This window comes from Helicobacter pylori, from assembly GCF_014496485.1.
GTDB classification, from domain to species: domain Bacteria; phylum Campylobacterota; class Campylobacteria; order Campylobacterales; family Helicobacteraceae; genus Helicobacter; species Helicobacter pylori_DD.
This window is the reverse complement of sequence record NZ_JACTAX010000001.1, coordinates 185,852-203,992: the sequence shown is the minus strand read 5'-3', so window position 1 is coordinate 203,992 and position 18,141 is coordinate 185,852. Positions and strand designations below refer to the sequence as shown.

16 protein-coding genes and 1 tRNA gene are annotated in these 18,141 nt (G+C 40.1%); 15 read left to right on the top strand and 2 right to left on the bottom strand.

Annotation, left to right across the window (positions count from 1 at the left end; genetic code table 11):
* Positions 1 to 5: 5 nt before the first annotated feature.
* Complete coding sequence (locus IC572_RS00985; RefSeq protein ID WP_187854761.1) at positions 6 to 1,028, bottom strand: ABC transporter permease; 1,023 nt, start codon at positions 1,026 to 1,028, stop codon at positions 6 to 8.
* A 106-nt stretch (positions 1,029 to 1,134) separates the two neighbouring features.
* Positions 1,135 to 1,210, bottom strand: a tRNA-Ala gene (locus IC572_RS00980).
* 158 nt (positions 1,211 to 1,368) lie between these two features.
* Between IC572_RS00980 and hopF the strand changes: the two genes are divergently transcribed.
* From hopF to miaB, 15 genes are all read left to right on the top strand, one after another.
* Positions 1,369 to 2,841 (top strand): Hop family outer membrane protein HopF, encoded by a 1,473-nt coding sequence (hopF, locus tag IC572_RS00975; protein WP_187854760.1) that lies wholly within the window; start codon positions 1,369 to 1,371, stop codon positions 2,839 to 2,841.
* 12 nt (positions 2,842 to 2,853) lie between these two features.
* Positions 2,854 to 4,266, top strand: coding sequence for a Hop family outer membrane protein HopG (hopG, locus tag IC572_RS00970; protein ID WP_187854759.1), 1,413 nt, complete (start codon positions 2,854 to 2,856; stop codon positions 4,264 to 4,266).
* Between the two features lie 99 nt (positions 4,267 to 4,365).
* The gene (purA, locus tag IC572_RS00965) at positions 4,366 to 5,601 is read left to right on the top strand and encodes an adenylosuccinate synthase (RefSeq protein ID WP_187854758.1); all 1,236 of its coding nucleotides are present in this window, start codon (positions 4,366 to 4,368) and stop codon (positions 5,599 to 5,601) included.
* Positions 5,598 to 6,026, top strand: a complete 429-nt coding sequence (locus tag IC572_RS00960) for a flagellar FliJ family protein (RefSeq protein ID WP_187854757.1) — start codon at positions 5,598 to 5,600, stop codon at positions 6,024 to 6,026. Before purA ends, IC572_RS00960 begins: the two co-directional genes overlap by 4 nt.
* Complete coding sequence (locus IC572_RS00955) at positions 6,019 to 6,678, top strand: MotE family protein (RefSeq protein ID WP_187854756.1); 660 nt, start codon at positions 6,019 to 6,021, stop codon at positions 6,676 to 6,678. Before IC572_RS00960 ends, IC572_RS00955 begins: the two co-directional genes overlap by 8 nt.
* Complete coding sequence (gene rseP, locus IC572_RS00950; RefSeq protein WP_187854755.1) at positions 6,675 to 7,730, top strand: RIP metalloprotease RseP; 1,056 nt, start codon at positions 6,675 to 6,677, stop codon at positions 7,728 to 7,730. The genes IC572_RS00955 and rseP overlap by 4 nt, the downstream gene beginning before the upstream one ends.
* Before the next feature lie 12 nt (positions 7,731 to 7,742).
* Positions 7,743 to 9,005 (top strand): exodeoxyribonuclease VII large subunit, encoded by a 1,263-nt coding sequence (xseA, locus tag IC572_RS00945; RefSeq protein ID WP_187854754.1) that lies wholly within the window; start codon positions 7,743 to 7,745, stop codon positions 9,003 to 9,005.
* A gap of 273 nt (positions 9,006 to 9,278) precedes the next feature.
* A complete protein-coding gene (locus tag IC572_RS00940) occupies positions 9,279 to 9,977 on the top strand; it encodes a BsaWI family type II restriction enzyme (protein WP_187854753.1) in 699 nt (232 codons plus the stop codon).
* Entirely contained in the window at positions 9,974 to 10,732 is a 759-nt protein-coding gene (locus tag IC572_RS00935; RefSeq protein ID WP_050842174.1) for a DNA-methyltransferase, read from the top strand. The genes IC572_RS00940 and IC572_RS00935 overlap by 4 nt, the downstream gene beginning before the upstream one ends.
* 72 nt (positions 10,733 to 10,804) lie before the next feature.
* Entirely contained in the window at positions 10,805 to 13,375 is a 2,571-nt protein-coding gene (locus IC572_RS00930) for an ATP-dependent Clp protease ATP-binding subunit (RefSeq protein WP_187854752.1), read from the top strand.
* A gap of 57 nt (positions 13,376 to 13,432) precedes the next feature.
* Entirely contained in the window at positions 13,433 to 14,152 is a 720-nt protein-coding gene (locus IC572_RS00925) for a cytochrome c biogenesis protein CcdA (protein WP_162983152.1), read from the top strand.
* Positions 14,153 to 14,161: 9 nt separating this feature from the next.
* Positions 14,162 to 15,295 carry an amidohydrolase family protein gene (locus tag IC572_RS00920; protein WP_187854751.1) on the top strand — a complete coding sequence of 378 codons (1,134 nt, stop codon included), beginning with the start codon at positions 14,162 to 14,164 and terminating at the stop codon, positions 15,293 to 15,295.
* Positions 15,283 to 16,509 (top strand): aminofutalosine deaminase family hydrolase, encoded by a 1,227-nt coding sequence (gene mqnF, locus IC572_RS00915; RefSeq protein ID WP_187854750.1) that lies wholly within the window; start codon positions 15,283 to 15,285, stop codon positions 16,507 to 16,509. The genes IC572_RS00920 and mqnF overlap by 13 nt, the downstream gene beginning before the upstream one ends.
* A gap of 60 nt (positions 16,510 to 16,569) precedes the next feature.
* The gene (locus IC572_RS00910; RefSeq protein WP_000780053.1) at positions 16,570 to 16,812 is read left to right on the top strand and encodes a nuclease; all 243 of its coding nucleotides are present in this window, start codon (positions 16,570 to 16,572) and stop codon (positions 16,810 to 16,812) included.
* 9 nt (positions 16,813 to 16,821) lie between these two features.
* Positions 16,822 to 18,135, top strand: coding sequence for a tRNA (N6-isopentenyl adenosine(37)-C2)-methylthiotransferase MiaB (gene miaB / locus IC572_RS00905; RefSeq protein WP_187854749.1), 1,314 nt, complete (start codon positions 16,822 to 16,824; stop codon positions 18,133 to 18,135).
* Positions 18,136 to 18,141: the final 6 nt, after the last annotated feature.

Here is an 18,141-nt window from a genome sequence, read left to right as displayed (position 1 = left end):
CCCCCTTATTTGAGCATGTTAGCGTTGAAAGCATCGCGCACCCCTTCGCCAATGAACACTAAAACAGAAAGCAACAAGCTAATGGCTACAAACGCAACGATCGCTAAATGGGGCGTGGTGAGATTATCTTTCCCTTGATTGACCAATTCGCCCAAACTCGCGCTCCCTATAGGCATGCCAAAACCCAAAAAATCCAAAGACACTAAAGTAGAAATACTGGCCGCCATTAAAAACGGCACATAAGTGATCGTCGCTACTAAAGCGTTGGGTAAAACATGGTAGAAAATGATTTTTAAATCATTCACCCCAAGCGCTCTAGCGGCTTTGGTGTAGTCCATATTCCTTGCTTTTAAAAACTCCGTGCGCACGACTTGAGAAAGCCCCATCCAGCTAAAGAGCAAGACTAAAAACAAGATGATCCAGAAATTAGAATTGAACGTGCTAGAAATCACAATGAGTAAAAAAAGCATGGGGATCGCGCTCCAAATCTCGCTCAACCTTTGCCCCACTAAATCCACTAGCCCTCCATAATACCCCTGAAACGCTCCCAAACTCACGCCAATAAGAACGCTAAAAAGAGTGAGTAAAATCCCAAACACTAACGAAACCCGATAGCCATAAACCAGTCTGGCTAACACGTCTCTGGCTTGATCGTCTGTGCCTAAAAGGTGTTTGAAGCTTGGAGGGTTAGGGGCAGGCGAGTCTAAATCCATAATGATCGTATCGTAGCTATAAGGGATGAGCGCATGGATGATGAAAGCGTCTTTTAAAAGCGTGTTTTGCACATAAGGATCGTTATAGTCCGTAGGGGTGAAAAAATCGCCTCCAAACTCCACTTCCGCATAGTTTTTAAACATGGGGAAATACGCTTTATTGTCTTTATAGATGAATAAAGGGCGATCATTGACCCACAAGGGGGCTAAAAGAGAAAGCGCTAATAAAGCGATAAAAAGATAGAGTGAAAACACCGCCCGCTTATTCTTTTTAAAACTCAGAATGCGCATTTTAAACAAACTGCTCACGCTCAAACTCCCTTGATGAAAAACAATTCCTAAGATTATAATTAATTATGGGTAATACTAGCAAGAAAACAGGTTTGATCAATTAAAGAAAGAGGATAAGCGTAATAAATAATGGTGGAGTGTAGGGGGTTCGAACCCCTGACCTCAACGCTGCCAGCGTTGCGCTCTCCCAACTGAGCTAACACCCCAAATAAAATTAAGCGAGCATTATAACATTTTGCTTAAAAGATGTCAATTTGATGCTTTTTTGAAACACTTAATAGCAAATTAAGAATGATTATCTTAAAATTAGAGAGTTTCTTTTATGGATTAAGTAAAATCACTTATCAAAGCAAAAAGGATATTTTTGAAAAACCACTCCTTTAAAAAAACGATCGCTCTTTCCTTACTAGCGAGCATGTCTTTGTGCAGGGCTGAAGAAGATGGGGCGTTTTTTGTCATTGATTATCAAACGAGTTTGGCCAGACAGGAATTGAAAAATCCAGGCTTTACCCAAGCGCAAGAATTAAAGCAATTGATTAGAGATGGGGCTGTGAGGTTGCAAACTTCTGCCATTCCTTTATCCTACTACTTGGATATTTTAGGGAATAAAACAAAAATTCTTTTGAGTGAAAGCGTGAAAAACAATGCGCAACCATCGCAACCAAACGGGCAACCAAACCAAGCACAACCAAACCAAGCACAACCAAACCAAGCTTTAGTCAATTTAGAAGAATCTCTAGGGATTTTAGGAAAACTATTAGATCTATCCCAACAATACGCTTCAGAAGGTGTCATTAAGCCTTTGGTGGTGGATGTGGGGAAAGAACAAATCGGTATCACGGATAGCATGCTCTTAGTGGCTCAAAACATCGTTTTAGCTTTAGGGCAGGTGGATTTGACTAAAGTCCAACAAAACCATAACGAGCAGCTATACCAAAACATCATGAAAGTCATGCTTTTAGGCGCGGGCGGGACTAATGGATCGTATAACGGCGTGAGCGTGGGCGATATTGCCACGGGCATGCAGAATTTTTCTTCGCAAACGGGCTTGATAGGGGCTAATTCTACGGTTAGCGAGCTCAACGCTTTGATTAAGAGCGGGATTTCTTTGGATCGTGAGACTTTGGGGCTAGGGAAATTCATTGAGACAAATATCTGCAGCAATGCATCATCTTGTTTTACTGGGAGCCAGCTCATCTACAAGAAAGGGCTAGATAGAACCATAAACATCATTAATGCGGTATTAGGTCAGTTTGAATCTTCGGCTAGTTCTCTTTATAAGATTTCTTATATCCCTAATCTCTTTTCGCTCAAAGATTATCAGTCAGCGAGCATGAACGGCTTTGGGGCTAAGATGGGCTATAAACAATTTTTCACCCATAAGAAAAATGTTGGCTTAAGGTATTACGGGTTTTTGGATTATGGCTATGCGAACTTTGGCGATACGAATTTAAAAGTGGGGGCGAATCTTGTTACTTATGGGGTAGGAACGGATTTTTTATACAACGTGTATGAACGCTCTAGAAGGAGGGAAAGGACTACAATCGGTCTTTTCTTTGGTGCTCAAATTGCAGGGCAAACTTGGAGCACTAATGTAACGAACTTATTGAGCGGGCAAAGGCCTGATGTCAAGTCTAGTTCGTTCCAGTTCTTGTTTGATTTGGGCGTGCGTACCAACTTTGCAAAAACCAATTTCAATAAGCACAGGCTAGACCAAGGGATAGAATTTGGGGTGAAAATCCCTGTTATCGCTCATAAATATTTTGCAACCCAAGGCTCAAGTGCGAGCTATATGAGGAATTTTAGCTTCTATGTGGGCTATTCAGTCGGTTTTTAAGGAAGGCTCTTGATGAAAAACACCAATACAAAAGAGATAAAGAATACAAGAATGAAAAAAGGTCAATACCACGCGCTCAAAAAAGGGCTTTTAAAAACCGCTCTGCTTTTTAGCCTTCCCTTAAGCGTGGCGTTAGCTGAAGACGATGGCTTTTATATGGGAGTGGGCTATCAAATCGGCGGTGTGCAACAAAACATCAATAACAAAGGCAGCACCCTAAGGAATAATGTCATTGATGATTTCCGCCAAGTGGGCGTGGGTATGGCAGGGGGTAATGGGCTTTTAGCCTTAGCGACAAACACGACCATGGACGCTCTTCTAGGGATAGGCAATCAAATTGTCAATACTAATACAACTGTTGGCAACAATAACGCAGAATTAACCCAGTTTAAAAAAATACTCCCCCAAATTGAGCAACGCTTTGAAACGAATAAAAACGCTTATAGCGTTCAAGCCTTGCAAGTGTATTTGAGTAATGTGTTGTATAACTTGGTTAATAATAGTAATAATGGCAGTAATAATGGAGTAGTTCCTGAATACGTAGGGATTATAAAAGTTCTTTATGGCTCTCAAAGCGAATTTAGCCTCTTAGCCACCGAGAGCGTGGCGCTTTTAAACGCGCTCACGAGAGTGAATTTAGATAGTAATTCGGTGTTTTTAAAAGGGCTATTAGCCCAAATGCAGCTTTTTAATGACACTTCTTCAGCAAAGCTAGGCCAGATCGCAGAAAGCTTGAATAAGAGCGGTGGTGCAGGGGCCATGCTTCAAAAGGATGTGAAAACCATCTCGGATCGAATCGCTACTTATCAAGAGAATTTAAAACAGCTAGGAGGAATGCTAAAGAATTACGATGAGCCTTACTTGCCCCAATTTGGGCCAGGCAAAAGCTCTCAGCATGGGGTTATTAATGGCTTTGGTATTCAAATGGGCTATAAGCAATTTTTTGGGAACAAGCGGAATATAGGCTTACGATATTACGCTTTCTTTGATTACGGCTTTACGCAATTAGGCAGTCTTAGCAGCGCTGTTAAGGCGAATATCTTTACTTATGGTGCTGGCACGGACTTTTTATGGAATATCTTTAGAAGGGTTTTTAGCGATCAATCTTTGAATGTGGGGGTGTTTGGGGGCATTCAAATAGCGGGTAACACTTGGGATAGCTCTTTAAGAGGTCAAATTGAAAACTCGTTTAAAGAATACCCCACTCCCACGAATTTCCAATTTTTGTTTAATTTGGGCTTAAGGGCTCATTTTGCCAGCACCATGCACCGCCGGTTTTTGAGCGCGTCCCAAAGCATTCAGCATGGGATGGAATTTGGCGTGAAAATCCCGGCTATCAATCAAAGGTATTTGAGGGCCAATGGGGCTGATGTGGATTACAGGCGTTTGTATGCGTTCTATATCAATTACACGATAGGTTTTTAAGCTCTTTTTAGGGCTTATAAAGAGGCTCTTTACTTTTTTTTTGGTATTCTAACAAGCTTTTAAACAATCCAATCTACTTTGTTTTAAGGATAATATTTTATGGCAGATGTCGTTGTGGGGATCCAGTGGGGAGATGAGGGAAAGGGAAAAATTGTTGATAGGATCGCTAAAGATTATGACTTTGTGGTGCGCTATCAAGGCGGGCATAATGCCGGGCATACCATTGTGCATAAGGGGGTTAAGCATTCTTTGCATTTAATGCCCTCAGGGGTTTTATACCCCAAATGCAAGAACATCATTTCTAGCGCGGTGGTCGTGAGTATTAAGGATTTGTGCGAAGAAATCAGCGCGTTTGAGGATTTAGAAAATCGTTTGTTTATCAGCGACAGAGCCCATGTGATCTTGCCTTATCATGCCAAAAAAGATGCTTTTAAAGAAAAATCTCAAAACATCGGCACGACTAAAAAAGGCATAGGCCCTTGCTATGAGGATAAAATGGCGAGGAGCGGGATAAGAATGGGGGATTTATTAGACGATACCATATTAGAAGAGAAACTAAAAGCGCATTTCAAAGCCATTGAGCCTTTTAAAGAAGCGTATGATTTGGGCGAGGATTACGAAAAAGATTTGAGGGAGTATTTTAAAACTTATGCTAAAAAAATCCGCCCCTTTATCAAAGACACCACAAGCATGCTGATAGAAGCGAACCAAAAGGGTGAAAAAATCCTATTAGAAGGGGCGCAAGGCACGCTTTTAGACATTGATTTAGGGACTTACCCTTTTGTAACAAGCTCTAACACCACGAGCGCTAGTGCATGCGTTAGCACCGGCTTAAACCCTAAAGCGATCAATGAAGTCATAGGAATCACAAAAGCCTACTCCACTCGTGTGGGGAATGGGCCTTTCCCTAGCGAAGACACTACACCCATGGGCGATCATTTAAGGACTAAGGGCGCGGAGTTTGGCACGACAACCAAGCGCCCAAGGCGTTGCGGGTGGTTGGATTTGGTGGCTTTAAAATACGCTTGCGCTTTGAATGGTTGCACGCAATTAGCTTTAATGAAATTAGATGTTTTAGACGGGATTGATGCGATTAAGGTGTGCGTGGCTTATGAAAGAAAGGGCGAAAGATTAGAGGCTTTCCCTAGCGATTTGAAAGATTGCATGCCGATTTATCAAACTTTTAAAGGCTGGGAAAAAAGCGTGGGCGTGAGAAAATTAGACGATTTAGAGCCAAACGCCAGAGAGTATATCCGTTTTATTGAAAAAGAAGTGGGGGTAAAAATTGGCCTTATTTCTACAAGCCCTGAAAGAGAAGACACGATTTTTCTATGAAAAAATTCGCTTCCGTATTGGTGCAATTAAAAACCCTTGCGTTAGAAAAAATAGAGCAAAAGCTTGAAAGCAAGCGTTTAGAATTGCAACAAAAGGAGCGAGAAGTTTTGGACAAACAAGCCCAACTAAGTGCGTTTAAAAACCCTGAATTGGGGGGAATGAGCCTTTTTTTACAAACCCAGCAATTAAAAAGTGCTCTAAGAATGGAGATAGAATATTACCAACAAGAGGGCGAGAATTTAACTAAGGATTTAAAAATTTTAGAAAAAGATTATCTTTTGGCTAACCAGGAATTAGAAAAAGCTAAAATCATTTTAGAAAAGGAAAAGCAAAAAGAAAAGGAAATTTTGGAAAAAAAAGAGCAGGCTTTTTTGGACGAAAACGCCATGATTTTACACTGGCAAAAAGAGGGCTTGCATGCGTAAAATCTTGTTAATGGGCTTGATTTTACAAGCACTCTTTAGCGAAGAAGCCGCGCAAGAATTGTTGCAATGCTCTGCGATTTTTGAATCTAAAAAAGCCGAATTAAAAGACGATTTGCGCCGATTGAGCGAAAAAGAGCAGTCTTTAAGGATCTTGCAAACCGAAAACGCCCGCCTTTTAGATGAAAAAACCGATTTGTTGAACCAAAAAGAAAAAGAAGTGGAAGAAAAACTGAAAAATTTAGCCGCTAAAGAAGAAGCCTTTAAAACCTTACAAGCTGAAGAAAAAAAACGCCTTAAAAATTTGATAGAAGAAAACGAAGGCATTTTAAGAGGAATCAAGCAGGCTAAAGATAGCAAGATTGGCGAGACTTATTCTAAAATGAAAGATTCTAAGTCCGCCTTGATTTTAGAAAATTTACCCACTCAAAACGCCTTAGAAATTTTAATGGCGCTAAAACCCCAAGAACTCGGTAAAATTTTAGCCAAAATGGATCCTAAAAAAGCGGCGGCTTTGACAGAGTTGTGGCAAAAACCCCCAAAAGAAAATAAAGAAATCCCAAAAACCATACCACCCACGCCCCCTATAGCGCCCACGCCTTTAAAAGAGCCGACTATAAAAGATCCTAACACCAAAGAGCCTGCAGGGGTATGATGTTCATTGCAGCGGTTTTGATGCTGGCGTTTTTAATCTTTGTCCATGAATTAGGGCATTTCACTATCGCTAGGATTTGTGGGGTGAAAGTGGAAGTGTTTAGCATTGGTTTTGGTAAAAAACTCTGTTTTTTTAAGCTTTTTGGCACGCAATTCGCTTTGTCTTTGATCCCGCTTGGGGGCTATGTGAAATTAAAGGGCATGGATAAAGAAGAAAATGAAGAAAATGAAACTCATCAAGCGAATGATAGCTACGCGCAAAAAAGCCCTTTTCAAAAGCTATGGATACTATTTGGGGGGGCGTTTTTTAATTTTCTTTTTGCGATTTTAGTGTATTTTTTTCTGGCATTGAGCGGGGAAAAAGTCTTACTGCCAATCATTGGCGATTTAGAAAAAAACGCGCTAGAAGCCGGGCTGTTAAAGGGGGATAAAATCCTTTCTATCAACCATCAAAAAATAGCGAGTTTTAGAGAGATTAGAGGCATAGTGGCACGTGCTAGAGGCGAGTTGGTTTTAGAAATAGAGCGAAACCATCAGATTTTAGAAAAACGGCTGACCCCCAAAATCGTGGCGGTAATAAGCGAATCTAATGATCCTAATGAAATGATCCGGTATAAAGCGATAGGCATCAAGCCGGACATGCAAAAAACAGGCATTGTTTCTTATTCCTTAATTCAGGCGTTCAAGCAGGCCTTGAGTCGGTTTGAAGAGGGCGTTGTTTTGATTGGGGATTCTTTAAAGCGTTTGATTATGGGGAGCGCTTCAGTTAAGGAATTGAGTGGGGTAATAGGCATTGTGGGAGCGTTAAGCCATGCCAATAGTTTGAGCATGCTTTTGTTGTTTGGGGCGTTTTTGTCCATCAATTTAGGGATTTTAAACTTACTACCCATCCCCGCCTTAGATGGGGCGCAAATGCTAGGGGTTGTTTTTAAAAATATTTTTCATATCGCTTTGCCAACACCCATACAAAATGCGTTGTGGCTAGCGGGGGTGGGGTTTTTGGTTTTTGTCATGTTTTTAGGGCTTTTCAATGACATCACTCGTTTGCTATAAAAGGGGGAGTTGGTGTATGTGTTGAGCGTGAGCGAAATCAATGCACAAATCAAAGCCCTTTTAGAAGCGACTTTTTTGCAAGTTAGGGTTCAAGGGGAAGTGAGTAATTTGACTATCCATAAGGTGAGCGGCCATGCGTATTTTTCGCTCAAAGACAGCCAGTCGGTTATTAAATGCGTGCTGTTTAAAGGGAACGCTAACAGGCTCAAATTCGCTTTAAAAGAAGGGCAGGAAATGGTTGTTTTTGGGGGCATTAGCGTGTATGTTCCAAGGGGGGATTATCAAATCAATTGCTTTGAAATAGAGCCTAAGGATATAGGTTCATTAACTTTAGCTTTAGAGCAATTGAAAGAAAAATTACGCCTTAAAGGCTATTTTGATGAAGAAAATAAATTACCCAAACCGCATTTTCCTAAACGAGTGGCAGTCATCACTTCTCAAAATTCAGCCGCTTGGGCGGACATGCAAAAGATCGCTTCCAAACGATGGCCGATGTGTGAATTGGTCTGTATCAATACTTTAATGCAAGGGGAGGGGTGCGTTCAAAGCGTGGTGGAGAGCATCGCTTATGCGGATAGTTTTCATGACACAAAAAACGCTTTTGATGCGATTGTAGTGGCTAGGGGTGGGGGGAGCATGGAGGATTTGTATTCTTTCAATGATGAAAAAATCGCTGATGCACTCCATTTCGCTAAAACTTTCAGCATGTCAGCTATTGGGCATGAGAGCGATTTTTTATTGAGCGATTTAGTGGCGGATTTAAGGGCTTCTACGCCTTCAAACGCGATGGAGATTTTGCTCCCTAATAGCGATGAATGGTTGCAAAAACTTGATGGGTTTAATGTGAAATTGCACCGCTCTTTTAAAACTTTGCTCCATCAAAAAAAGGCGCATTTAGAGCATTTAGCGGCTTCTTTGAAACGATTGAGTTTTGAAAACAAGCACCATTTAAACGCTTTAAAACTAGAAAAATTAAAAATCGCCCTAGAAAATAAAACCCTAGAATTTTTACGCTTTAAAAAAACGCTTTTAGAAAAAATCTCTATTCAAGCATTGACAAGCCCTTTTTTACAAACTAAAACAGAGCGATTGAACAGGCTAGAAAACACCCTTAAACTCGCTCATGCCAATTTAAAATTACCCCAATTCGGGGCGTTGGTGAGCAAAAATCATCAAGCGATAGAATTAGAGGCATTAAAAAGGGGCGATAAAATTGAATTGAGTAATGAAAAAGCCAGAGCGAGCGCTGAAATTTTGAGCGTGGATAGGGTGTAGGGGTTTGAAAATCACTATCAAGACTTATGACTTTAAGCGATTAGTGCAGTTAGTGAATATTGGTGTTTGTTTTTAAAAAATTTGCTTCTTAAAACTTTGTTTTATCGTTTTAGACTTATTCTATGGCAAAACTCTTAAGAGGATAGAGGGTATTTTGAAATAACTCTTCTCTTTAATCCCTTATATAGAGCCAAAGGGATTTTCAAACACCAGCCATTATCAAAAAGTTTTGTATTATAATTTGATGGATTCCTATGGATTAAGGTGTTTGGATTGGGTTTAGCGGATATGATTTTAGAGCGTTTTAAAGATTTTATGAGAGAACAACCTGAGCCTTATAAATTTTTGCAGGTTTTTTACGCGCAAGAAAGAGAACGCTTTTTAAACCATAAAATGAACGATTATATCAAGCGAAATAAAAGCAAGGAAGAGGCCAGCATTTTGGCCAGACAAGGCTTTGTCAGTGCGGTTGGAAGAGCGTTAGAAAAAATCATAGAACTTTTATTATTAAAAGATTTTTGTATTAAAAACAATGTCAAAATGACGAACGATAAAATCTTAAGGGCTAAGCGCGTTAATGGTGAGCTGGATAGAGTCAAACGGGCTTTATTGGTGCATTTTGGAGAATATAGCGTGTTGCCTGATGGAGATATTGTTCTTTATCAAACCAACAAGGATAATATCAAAATCCTAGCGATTTTATCGGTAAAAAATTCGTTTAGAGAGCGTTTCACAGAAACGCCTTATTGGAAATTAAAACTCTTACAATCGCCTATAACTTCTCACATTAAAGTTTTCATGATAACGCCGGATAACGATGAGGAAATCAGTTTTAAAGACAAGCCTAAAAAAGCTAGGATCGTCATGGAGCATGAATTAGACGGCCTCTATTTAGCCAAAAGCGATTTTGATCAAAGCCCTAAAATCAAGGGCATAGAGAATTTATTAGAAGATTTAAAAAGGCTTTTATGAAACCTTATTTCAGTTTGGAGAAATTGGATTTATACCATGGCGATGCGAGCGTTTTAGAGACTTTTGAAAAAGGTTTTTATGATTTGTGCGTTACTTCACCGCCCTATAATTTGAGTATTGAATATCAAGGGAGTGATGATTTTAGGGCTTATGATGATTATTTGAATTGGTGTAAAAATTGGCTTAAAAATTGTTATTTTTGGGGTAAGGAACAGGCGAGATTGTGCTTGAATGTCCCTTTAGATACGAATAAGCATGGCAAGCAAAGTTTGGGGGCTGATATTATTGCAATAGCTAAAGAATGCGGTTGGAAATACCAAAATACGATTATTTGGAATGAAAGCAATATTTCAAGACGCACCGCTTGGGGGAGTTGGCTGCAAGCTAGCGCGCCTTATGCGATCGCTCCTGTGGAGTTGATCGTTGTTTTTTATAAAAACGAATACAAACGAAAAAAACAAACTTCTACAATCAGTAAAGAGGAATTTTTACTCTACACGAACGGGCTTTGGAATTTTAGCGGTGAATCCAAAAAGCGCTTAAAGCACCCAGCCCCATTCCCAAGGGAATTACCCAGGCGTTGCATCCAATTGTTTTCTTTTTTGGAAGACACGATTTTTGATCCTTTTAGCGGCTCTGGCACGACTATTTTAGAGGCCAACGCTTTAGGGCGTTTTAGCGTGGGTTTAGAGATTGAAAAAGAATATTGCGAGTTGTCTAAAAAGCGTATTTTAGAGAGTTTGTCGTTGGTGTGAGCGTTTTAAAAACCTTTGAGGGTTAAAATAGTGTAAAATAGTAAAGATTTTAAAACTCAAAAAGGATTGATAATGAATTTATTTGAAAAAATGACTGACCAATTGCATGAGGCTTTAGACAGCGCGCTCGCTTTAGCTTTACACCATAAAAACGCTGAAGTAACGCCCTTGCACATGCTTTTTGCGATGCTTAATAATTCCCAAGGCATCCTCATTCAAGCCTTACAAAAAATGCCTGTGGATATTCAAGCTTTAAAACTTAGCGTTCAAAGCGAGTTGAATAAATTTGCTAAAGTTTCACAAATCAGCAAGCAAAATATCCAATTAAACCAAGCTTTAATCCAAAGTTTAGAAAACGCTCAAGGCTTGATGGCTAAAAGGGGCGATTCTTTCATCGCTACCGATGTGTATCTTTTGGCGAATATGAGCCTTTTTGAAAGCGTTTTAAAACCTTATTTAGACACTAAGGAATTGCAAAAAACTTTAGAATCTTTGAGAAAAGGCAAGACTATCCAGGATAAAAATGACGATTCCAATTTGGAAAGTTTAGAAAAATTTGGCATTGATTTGACGCAAAAAGCCCTAGACAATAAGCTGGATCCCGTGATCGGAAGAGATGAAGAAATCATTCGCATGATGCAAATTTTGATAAGAAAAACAAAAAATAACCCTATTTTATTAGGCGAGCCTGGAGTGGGGAAAACGGCTGTTGTGGAAGGGTTAGCCCAACGCATTGTGAATAAGGAAGTGCCTAAAACGCTTTTAAACAAACGAGTCATCGCTTTAGATTTAAGCTTGTTGGTGGCTGGGGCGAAATACAGAGGCGAGTTTGAAGAGCGCCTGAAAAAGGTGATTGAAGAAGTTAAAAAAAGCGCGAACGTGATTTTATTCATTGATGAAATCCACACGATCGTGGGGGCTGGGGCTAGTGAGGGGGGCATGGATGCGGCCAATATTTTAAAACCCGCGCTCGCTAGGGGGGAATTGCACACGATTGGAGCGACCACTCTAAAAGAATACCGCAAGTATTTTGAAAAAGACATGGCGCTACAAAGGCGTTTCCAACCCATTTTACTCAATGAGCCTAGCATCAATGAAGCTTTACAGATCTTAAGGGGGTTAAAAGAAACTTTAGAAACGCACCATAATATCACCATTAATGACTCCGCGCTCATAGCGAGCGCTAAACTCTCTAGTCGTTATATCACCGATAGGTTTTTACCCGATAAAGCGATTGATTTGATTGATGAGGGGGCGGCTCAATTAAAAATGCAAATGGAATCAGAGCCGGCCAAACTCTCTAGCGTTAAGCGCTCCATCCAAAGACTAGAAATGGAAAAACAAGCCCTTGAAATGGAAAAAAAAGAGAGCAATGCCAAACGCATGCAAGAAATCCTTAAAGAATTGAGCGATTTGAAAGAAGAAAAAATCCAATTAGAAGCCCAATTTGAAAACGAAAAAGAAGTGTTCAAAGAAATTTCACGCTTGAAAATGGAAATGGAAAGCCTGAAAAAAGAGGCTGAGAGGTTTAAACGCAATGGGGATTACCAGCAAGCGGGTGAAATTGAATACTCTAAAATCCCTGAAAATAAAAAGAAAGAAGAGGAATTGCAGCGTAAATGGGAAGCGATGCAACAAAACGGGGCGTTGTTGCAAAACGCTTTAACCGAAAACAACATCGCTGAGATCGTGAGCCAATGGACGCATATCCCGGTCCAAAAAATGCTCCAAAGCGAAAAAAATAGGGTTTTAAACATTGAAAGCGAATTGCAAAAAAGAGTGGTGGGGCAAGAAAAAGCAATCAAAGCGATCGCTAAAGCGATTAAAAGGAATAAGGCCGGGCTTAGCGATAGCAACAAGCCCATAGGGAGTTTCCTCTTTTTAGGGCCAACAGGCGTGGGTAAAACCGAGAGCGCTAAAGCTTTGGCGCAATTCTTGTTTGATAGCGATAAAAATCTTATACGAATTGACATGAGCGAATATTTGGAAAAGCACGCTATCAGCCGTCTTATTGGGGCCGCTCCTGGGTATGTGGGCTATGAAGAAGGCGGGCAATTGACCGAAGCGGTGCGCAGAAAGCCTTATAGCGTGGTGCTGTTAGATGAAGTGGAAAAAGCCCATCCGGATGTGTTTAACCTTTTGTTGCAGGTTTTAGATGAGGGGCATTTAACCGATAGTAAGGGCGTGAGGGTGGATTTCAAAAACACGATTTTGATTTTAACCAGCAATGTGGCTAGCGGCGCGCTTTTAGAAGAAAGTTTGAGTGAAGCCGATAAACAAAAAGCGATCAAAGAGAGCTTGAGGCAATTTTTCAAGCCGGAATTTTTAAACCGCTTAGATGAAATCATCTCCTTTAACGCCCTAGATAGCCATGCTATCATTAATATCGTGGGGATACTCTTTGAAAACATTCAAAAAAAAGCGCTTGAAAGGGGCATTAATATAACCCTAGACGAAAAAGCAAAAGAATTGATCGCCGAAGCGGGATTTGACAGATTCTATGGTGCCAGGCCCTTAAAGCGTGCGCTCTATGAAATGGTAGAAGACAAGCTCGCTGAACTCATTTTAGAGGATAAAATTAAAGAGAATGGCAGCGTGGCGTTTGTGGTAGAAAATAACGAGATTGTGCCTAAGATTAAGTGAAGTTTGGTTATCCTAAAAAATATTAAGAAATGGTTATTTTTAAAAAAGGATTGGATGATGTTTGATAACACGCTTGTTAATCTCTTTGACACAGCGCCTCTTTTAACTTCGCTTTTAGCTGGGATTTTAACTTTCTTAAGCCCTTGCGTGTTGCCTTTGATCCCGGCGTATATGTCTTATATTTCTCAAATTTCTTTAGAGGATATTAAAGATGGTAAGGCTAAAAGGGTTTCGGTTTTTTTAAAATCCTTGATGTTTGTGGTGGGGTTTTCGCTCGTGTTTTTGGGCGTGGGCATGTCTATGGCCAAGCTTATCCATAGCTTTTCGTTTTCCTGGGTGAATTATATCGCTGGGGGGATTGTGATCCTTTTTGGTTTGCATTTTTTAGGCGTGTTTCGTTTTGCATTTTTGTATAAGACTCAAAGCGTTCGTTTGGCGAGCAAATCTAATAGCATGCAGCGCTTTTACCCCTTTCTTTTGGGCATGAGTTTCGCTTTAGGTTGGACGCCATGCATCGGGCCGATATTCACTTCTATAGTGATCATGAGCGCAAGTAAGGACGCTTATGGCTTAATGCTTATGGTGGTGTTTGTAATGGGCTTGGCGATCCCTTTTTTATTGGTGGCTTTAATGCTAGAAAGAGCGCTTTTGTTTTTAAAATCCTTAAAGAAATACAACCGCGCGATTGAAATTGTTTCAGGGTTGGTGCTTATTTTAATGGGAATATTGATCATGACAAATTCTTTAGAAAGCTTGACTAACTTTTTACAAAATTAGGAGGGTTTGATGCTGTTAAAAAACGCTTCGTTTTATGATGATGAAGTTTTAAAAAGAGCGGATATTCGCTTAAAAGATTCTTTCATTATAGAGATTAAAGAAAACTTAAGCCCTATTAATAATGAAGAAGTGATTGAGTGCGGCAATTTATTCGTGCTGCCAAGCTTTATAGATTTGAGCGTTACTGATTTAGAGGGTTATGAAAATTTAAAACAGAAGGCTTTTAAAGGGGGGGTAGGGTTACTCAATGTTTTTAATTGCGATCAAAGCGGTATTAAAAACATCATGGCACTCAAAAACAACCAACTAGCCGACATCGCCACGCTTAAAAATAAAGGGGGGGAAATTTTAATCGCGCCATCTGACGCTTTTTTAGAACTCATCAGCCACTATGCCAAATCCTACAACTTGCCTCTTTTAGTCTCTTTAGAAAATTCTTTTGAAACCCTAAATAGTGGGGAATTAGCCTATGAATTGGGGCAAAATTTTGTGGACAATGCGTTTGAAAACACGCGCTTGGTGCGTTTCATGGAAGTTTCTAGAGCGTTACAAATCCCCATGCTTTTAGATAAAGTAAGTAGCACCGCCACGCTCAAACTCATCAAAGCCTTTAACGATTTAGGAGCGAAATTACAAGCCCAAACGCCCTTAAGCCATTTAGTTTTAGATGAGAGCGTGTATGAAGATTATGAGCCACGATTTAAAATCGCCCCTCCTTTAAGGGATAAAGAAAGCCAAAACGCCCTAAAAGAAGCCCTAAAAAATAACGAAATCGCCATGCTCACAAGCCTTCATGCTTCTAAAATTTCTAACGCAGAGCTTTTTGAAGAAAGCGCTTTTGGGTGCGAGAGCATAGAGGACGCTTTTAGCGTGGCTTATACTTTTTTAGTTCAAAAAAAGGTTATCAGCCTCCAACAGCTCATTAAAGTCATGGCGATCAATCAAGCGAAGTTTTTAAAACTCAATGCAGGCGAGGTTAAAGAAAACCAATTAGCTAATCTGATGATTGTAGATTTAAACGCTCAAACAAGAGTGAGTAATCAAAATTCGCCCTTTTATGGTTTAGAATTATACGGCGAAGTTCAAAGAATGATTTTAAAAGGGCAAACCACATTTATTAAGGAGAATGCATGCAAATCATAGGAGCGTCTTTAGTTTTTTTGTGTAATGAAAAATGCGAAGTGTTAGAAGATTATGGCGTGGTCTTTGATGAAAAGATTGTTGAAATAGGCGATTATCAAAGTTTAACGCTTAAATACCCTCACTTAAAGACGCAGTTTTTTGAAAATTCCGTTCTGTTGCCCGCTTTTATCAACGCGCACACCCATTTTGAATTTTCCAACAACAAGGCGAGTTTTGATTACGGGAGTTTTTCTGGTTGGTTAGGGAGCGTGTTAAACAATGGAGGAGCGATTTTAGAAAATTGCCAAGGGGCTATTCAAAACGCTATCAGCGTGCAATTAAAAAGCGGGGTGGGGAGCGTGGGGGCGATTTCTAACCACCTGATAGAAGTTAATTTGTTAAAAGAAAGCCCCTTGAATGCTGTCGTGTTTTTAGAGTTTCTAGGGAGTAGCTATTCTTTAGAAAAATTAAAAGCGTTTGAGACCAAATTTAAAGAGTTAAAAGATTTGGAAGATAAAAAGCTTAAAGCGGCTCTCGCTGTGCATGCCCCTTATTCGGTCCAAAAAGACATGGCTTTGAGCGTCATCCAATTGGCCAAAGATTCACAAAGCCTGCTTTCTACGCATTTTTTAGAATCGCTTGAAGAATTAGAATGGGTAGAAAATTCTAAAGGGTGGTTTGAAAATTTTTACCAGCATTTTTTAAAGGAGTCTCATTCCAAATCGCTTTATCAGGGCGCGAACGATTACATTGACATGTTTAAAGACACGCACACTCTATTCGTGCATAACCAGTTCGCTTCTTTGGAAGCGTTAAAAAGGATTAAATCTCAAGTCAAAAACGCTTTTTTAATCACATGCCCCTTTTCTAACCGCCTATTGAGCGGGCAAGCGTTGGATTTAGAAAGAACCAAAGAGGCCGGTTTGAGCGTGAGCGTCGCCACTGATGGCTTGAGTTCTAACATTTCGCTGAGCCTTTTAGACGAATTAAGGGCGTTCTTGCTCACCCACAACATGCCGTTATTAGAATTAGCTAAAATAGCCCTTTTAGGAGCGACTAGGCATGGGGCTAAAGCTTTAGCTTTAAATAATGGCGAGATAGAAGCCAATAAGAGGGCGGATTTGAGCGTGTTTGGTTTTAATGAAAAATTCACTAAAGAGCAAGCGGTTTTGCAATTTTTATTGCATGCTAAAGAAGTGGAGTGCTTGTTTTTAGGGGGGAAAAGGGTGATCTAATTTGTTTTAAAGACAGAATGCGTTAAAATGAGAAATCTAAATCAATTAAGGAAAGAGTCAATGAAATTAGTTTTAGCCAAGAATACAAGAAAATCAGACGCTAAGAGCGTGGAATTGGAGGATTTGTATAAAAAATTCAACGAAGACAAGCGTTCTATTTTCTATTTTGCCCCCACAAACGCCCACAAAGACATGCTCAAAGCGGTGGATTTTTTCAAAGAAAAAGGTCATACGGCTTATTTAGATGAGGTGAGGGTCAGCACTGATGAAAAAGATTTTCTTTATGAATTGCACATTATTTAAAGGCTTGTATTGAAAGTTTATATTGAAACCATGGGTTGTGCCATGAATTCTAGGGATAGCGAGCATTTACTAAGCGAACTATCCAAACTAGACTACAAAGAGACTAGCGACCCTAAAACAGCGGATTTGATTTTAATCAACACTTGTAGCGTGCGCGAAAAGCCTGAAAGGAAATTGTTTTCAGAAATCGGGCAATTCGCTAAAATCAAAAAACCCAACGCCAAAATCGGGGTTTGCGGTTGCACCGCAAGCCACATGGGAGCGGACATTTTGAAAAAAGCCCCGAGCGTGAGCTTTGTGTTAGGGGCTAGGAATGTGTCTAAAATCTCTCAAGTGATCCATAAAGAAAAAGCGGTTGAAGTGGCGATTGATTACGATGAAAGCGCGTATGCGTTTGAATTTTTTGAAAAAAAGGCTCAAATCCGATCGTTATTAAACATCTCTATAGGTTGCGATAAAAAATGCGCTTATTGCATCGTCCCGCACACTAGGGGGAAAGAAATTTCTATCCCTATGGATTTGATTTTAAAAGAAGCCGAGAAATTAGCGAATAACGGCACTAAAGAGCTCATGCTTTTAGGGCAGAATGTGAATAATTACGGCGTTCGTTTCAGTAGCGAGCATGCGAAAGTGGGTTTTAGCGATTTGTTGGATAAATTGAGCGAAATTTCAGGCATTGAAAGGATACGATTCACTTCGCCTCACCCCTTGCACATGAATGATGCATTTTTAGAACGCTTTGCCAAAAACCCTAAAGTGTGCAAGAGTATCCACATGCCCTTACAGAGCGGATCTAGCACGGTGTTAAAGATGATGCGAAGAGGTTATAGTAAAGAGTGGTTTTTAAATCGGGTGGAGAGGTTAAAGGCTTTAGTGCCTGAAGTGGGCATTAGCACGGATATTATCGTAGGCTTTCCTAATGAGAGCGATAAGGATTTTGAAGACACGATGGAGGTGCTAGAAAAAGTGCGCTTTGACACGCTCTATAGTTTCATTTATTCCCCACGCCCTTTCACTGAAGCGGGAGCTTGGAAGGAGAGAGTGCCGTTAGAGGTTTCATCTTCAAGGTTGGAGAGGTTGCAAAACAGGCACAAAGAAATTTTAGAAGAAAAAGCCAAGTTGGAAGTGGGTAAAACGCATGTGGTGTTGGTGGAAAATAGGCGTGAAATGGATAATCAAATCGTGGGTTTTGAGGGGCGTAGCGATACGGGGAAATTCATTGAAGTAACTTGTAAGGAAAAAAGAAACCCGGGCGAGCTTGTAAAAGTGGAGATTATCTCTCATTCTAAAGGGCGCTTGATAGCGGCCATTAAAGGCAACTAATCAAAA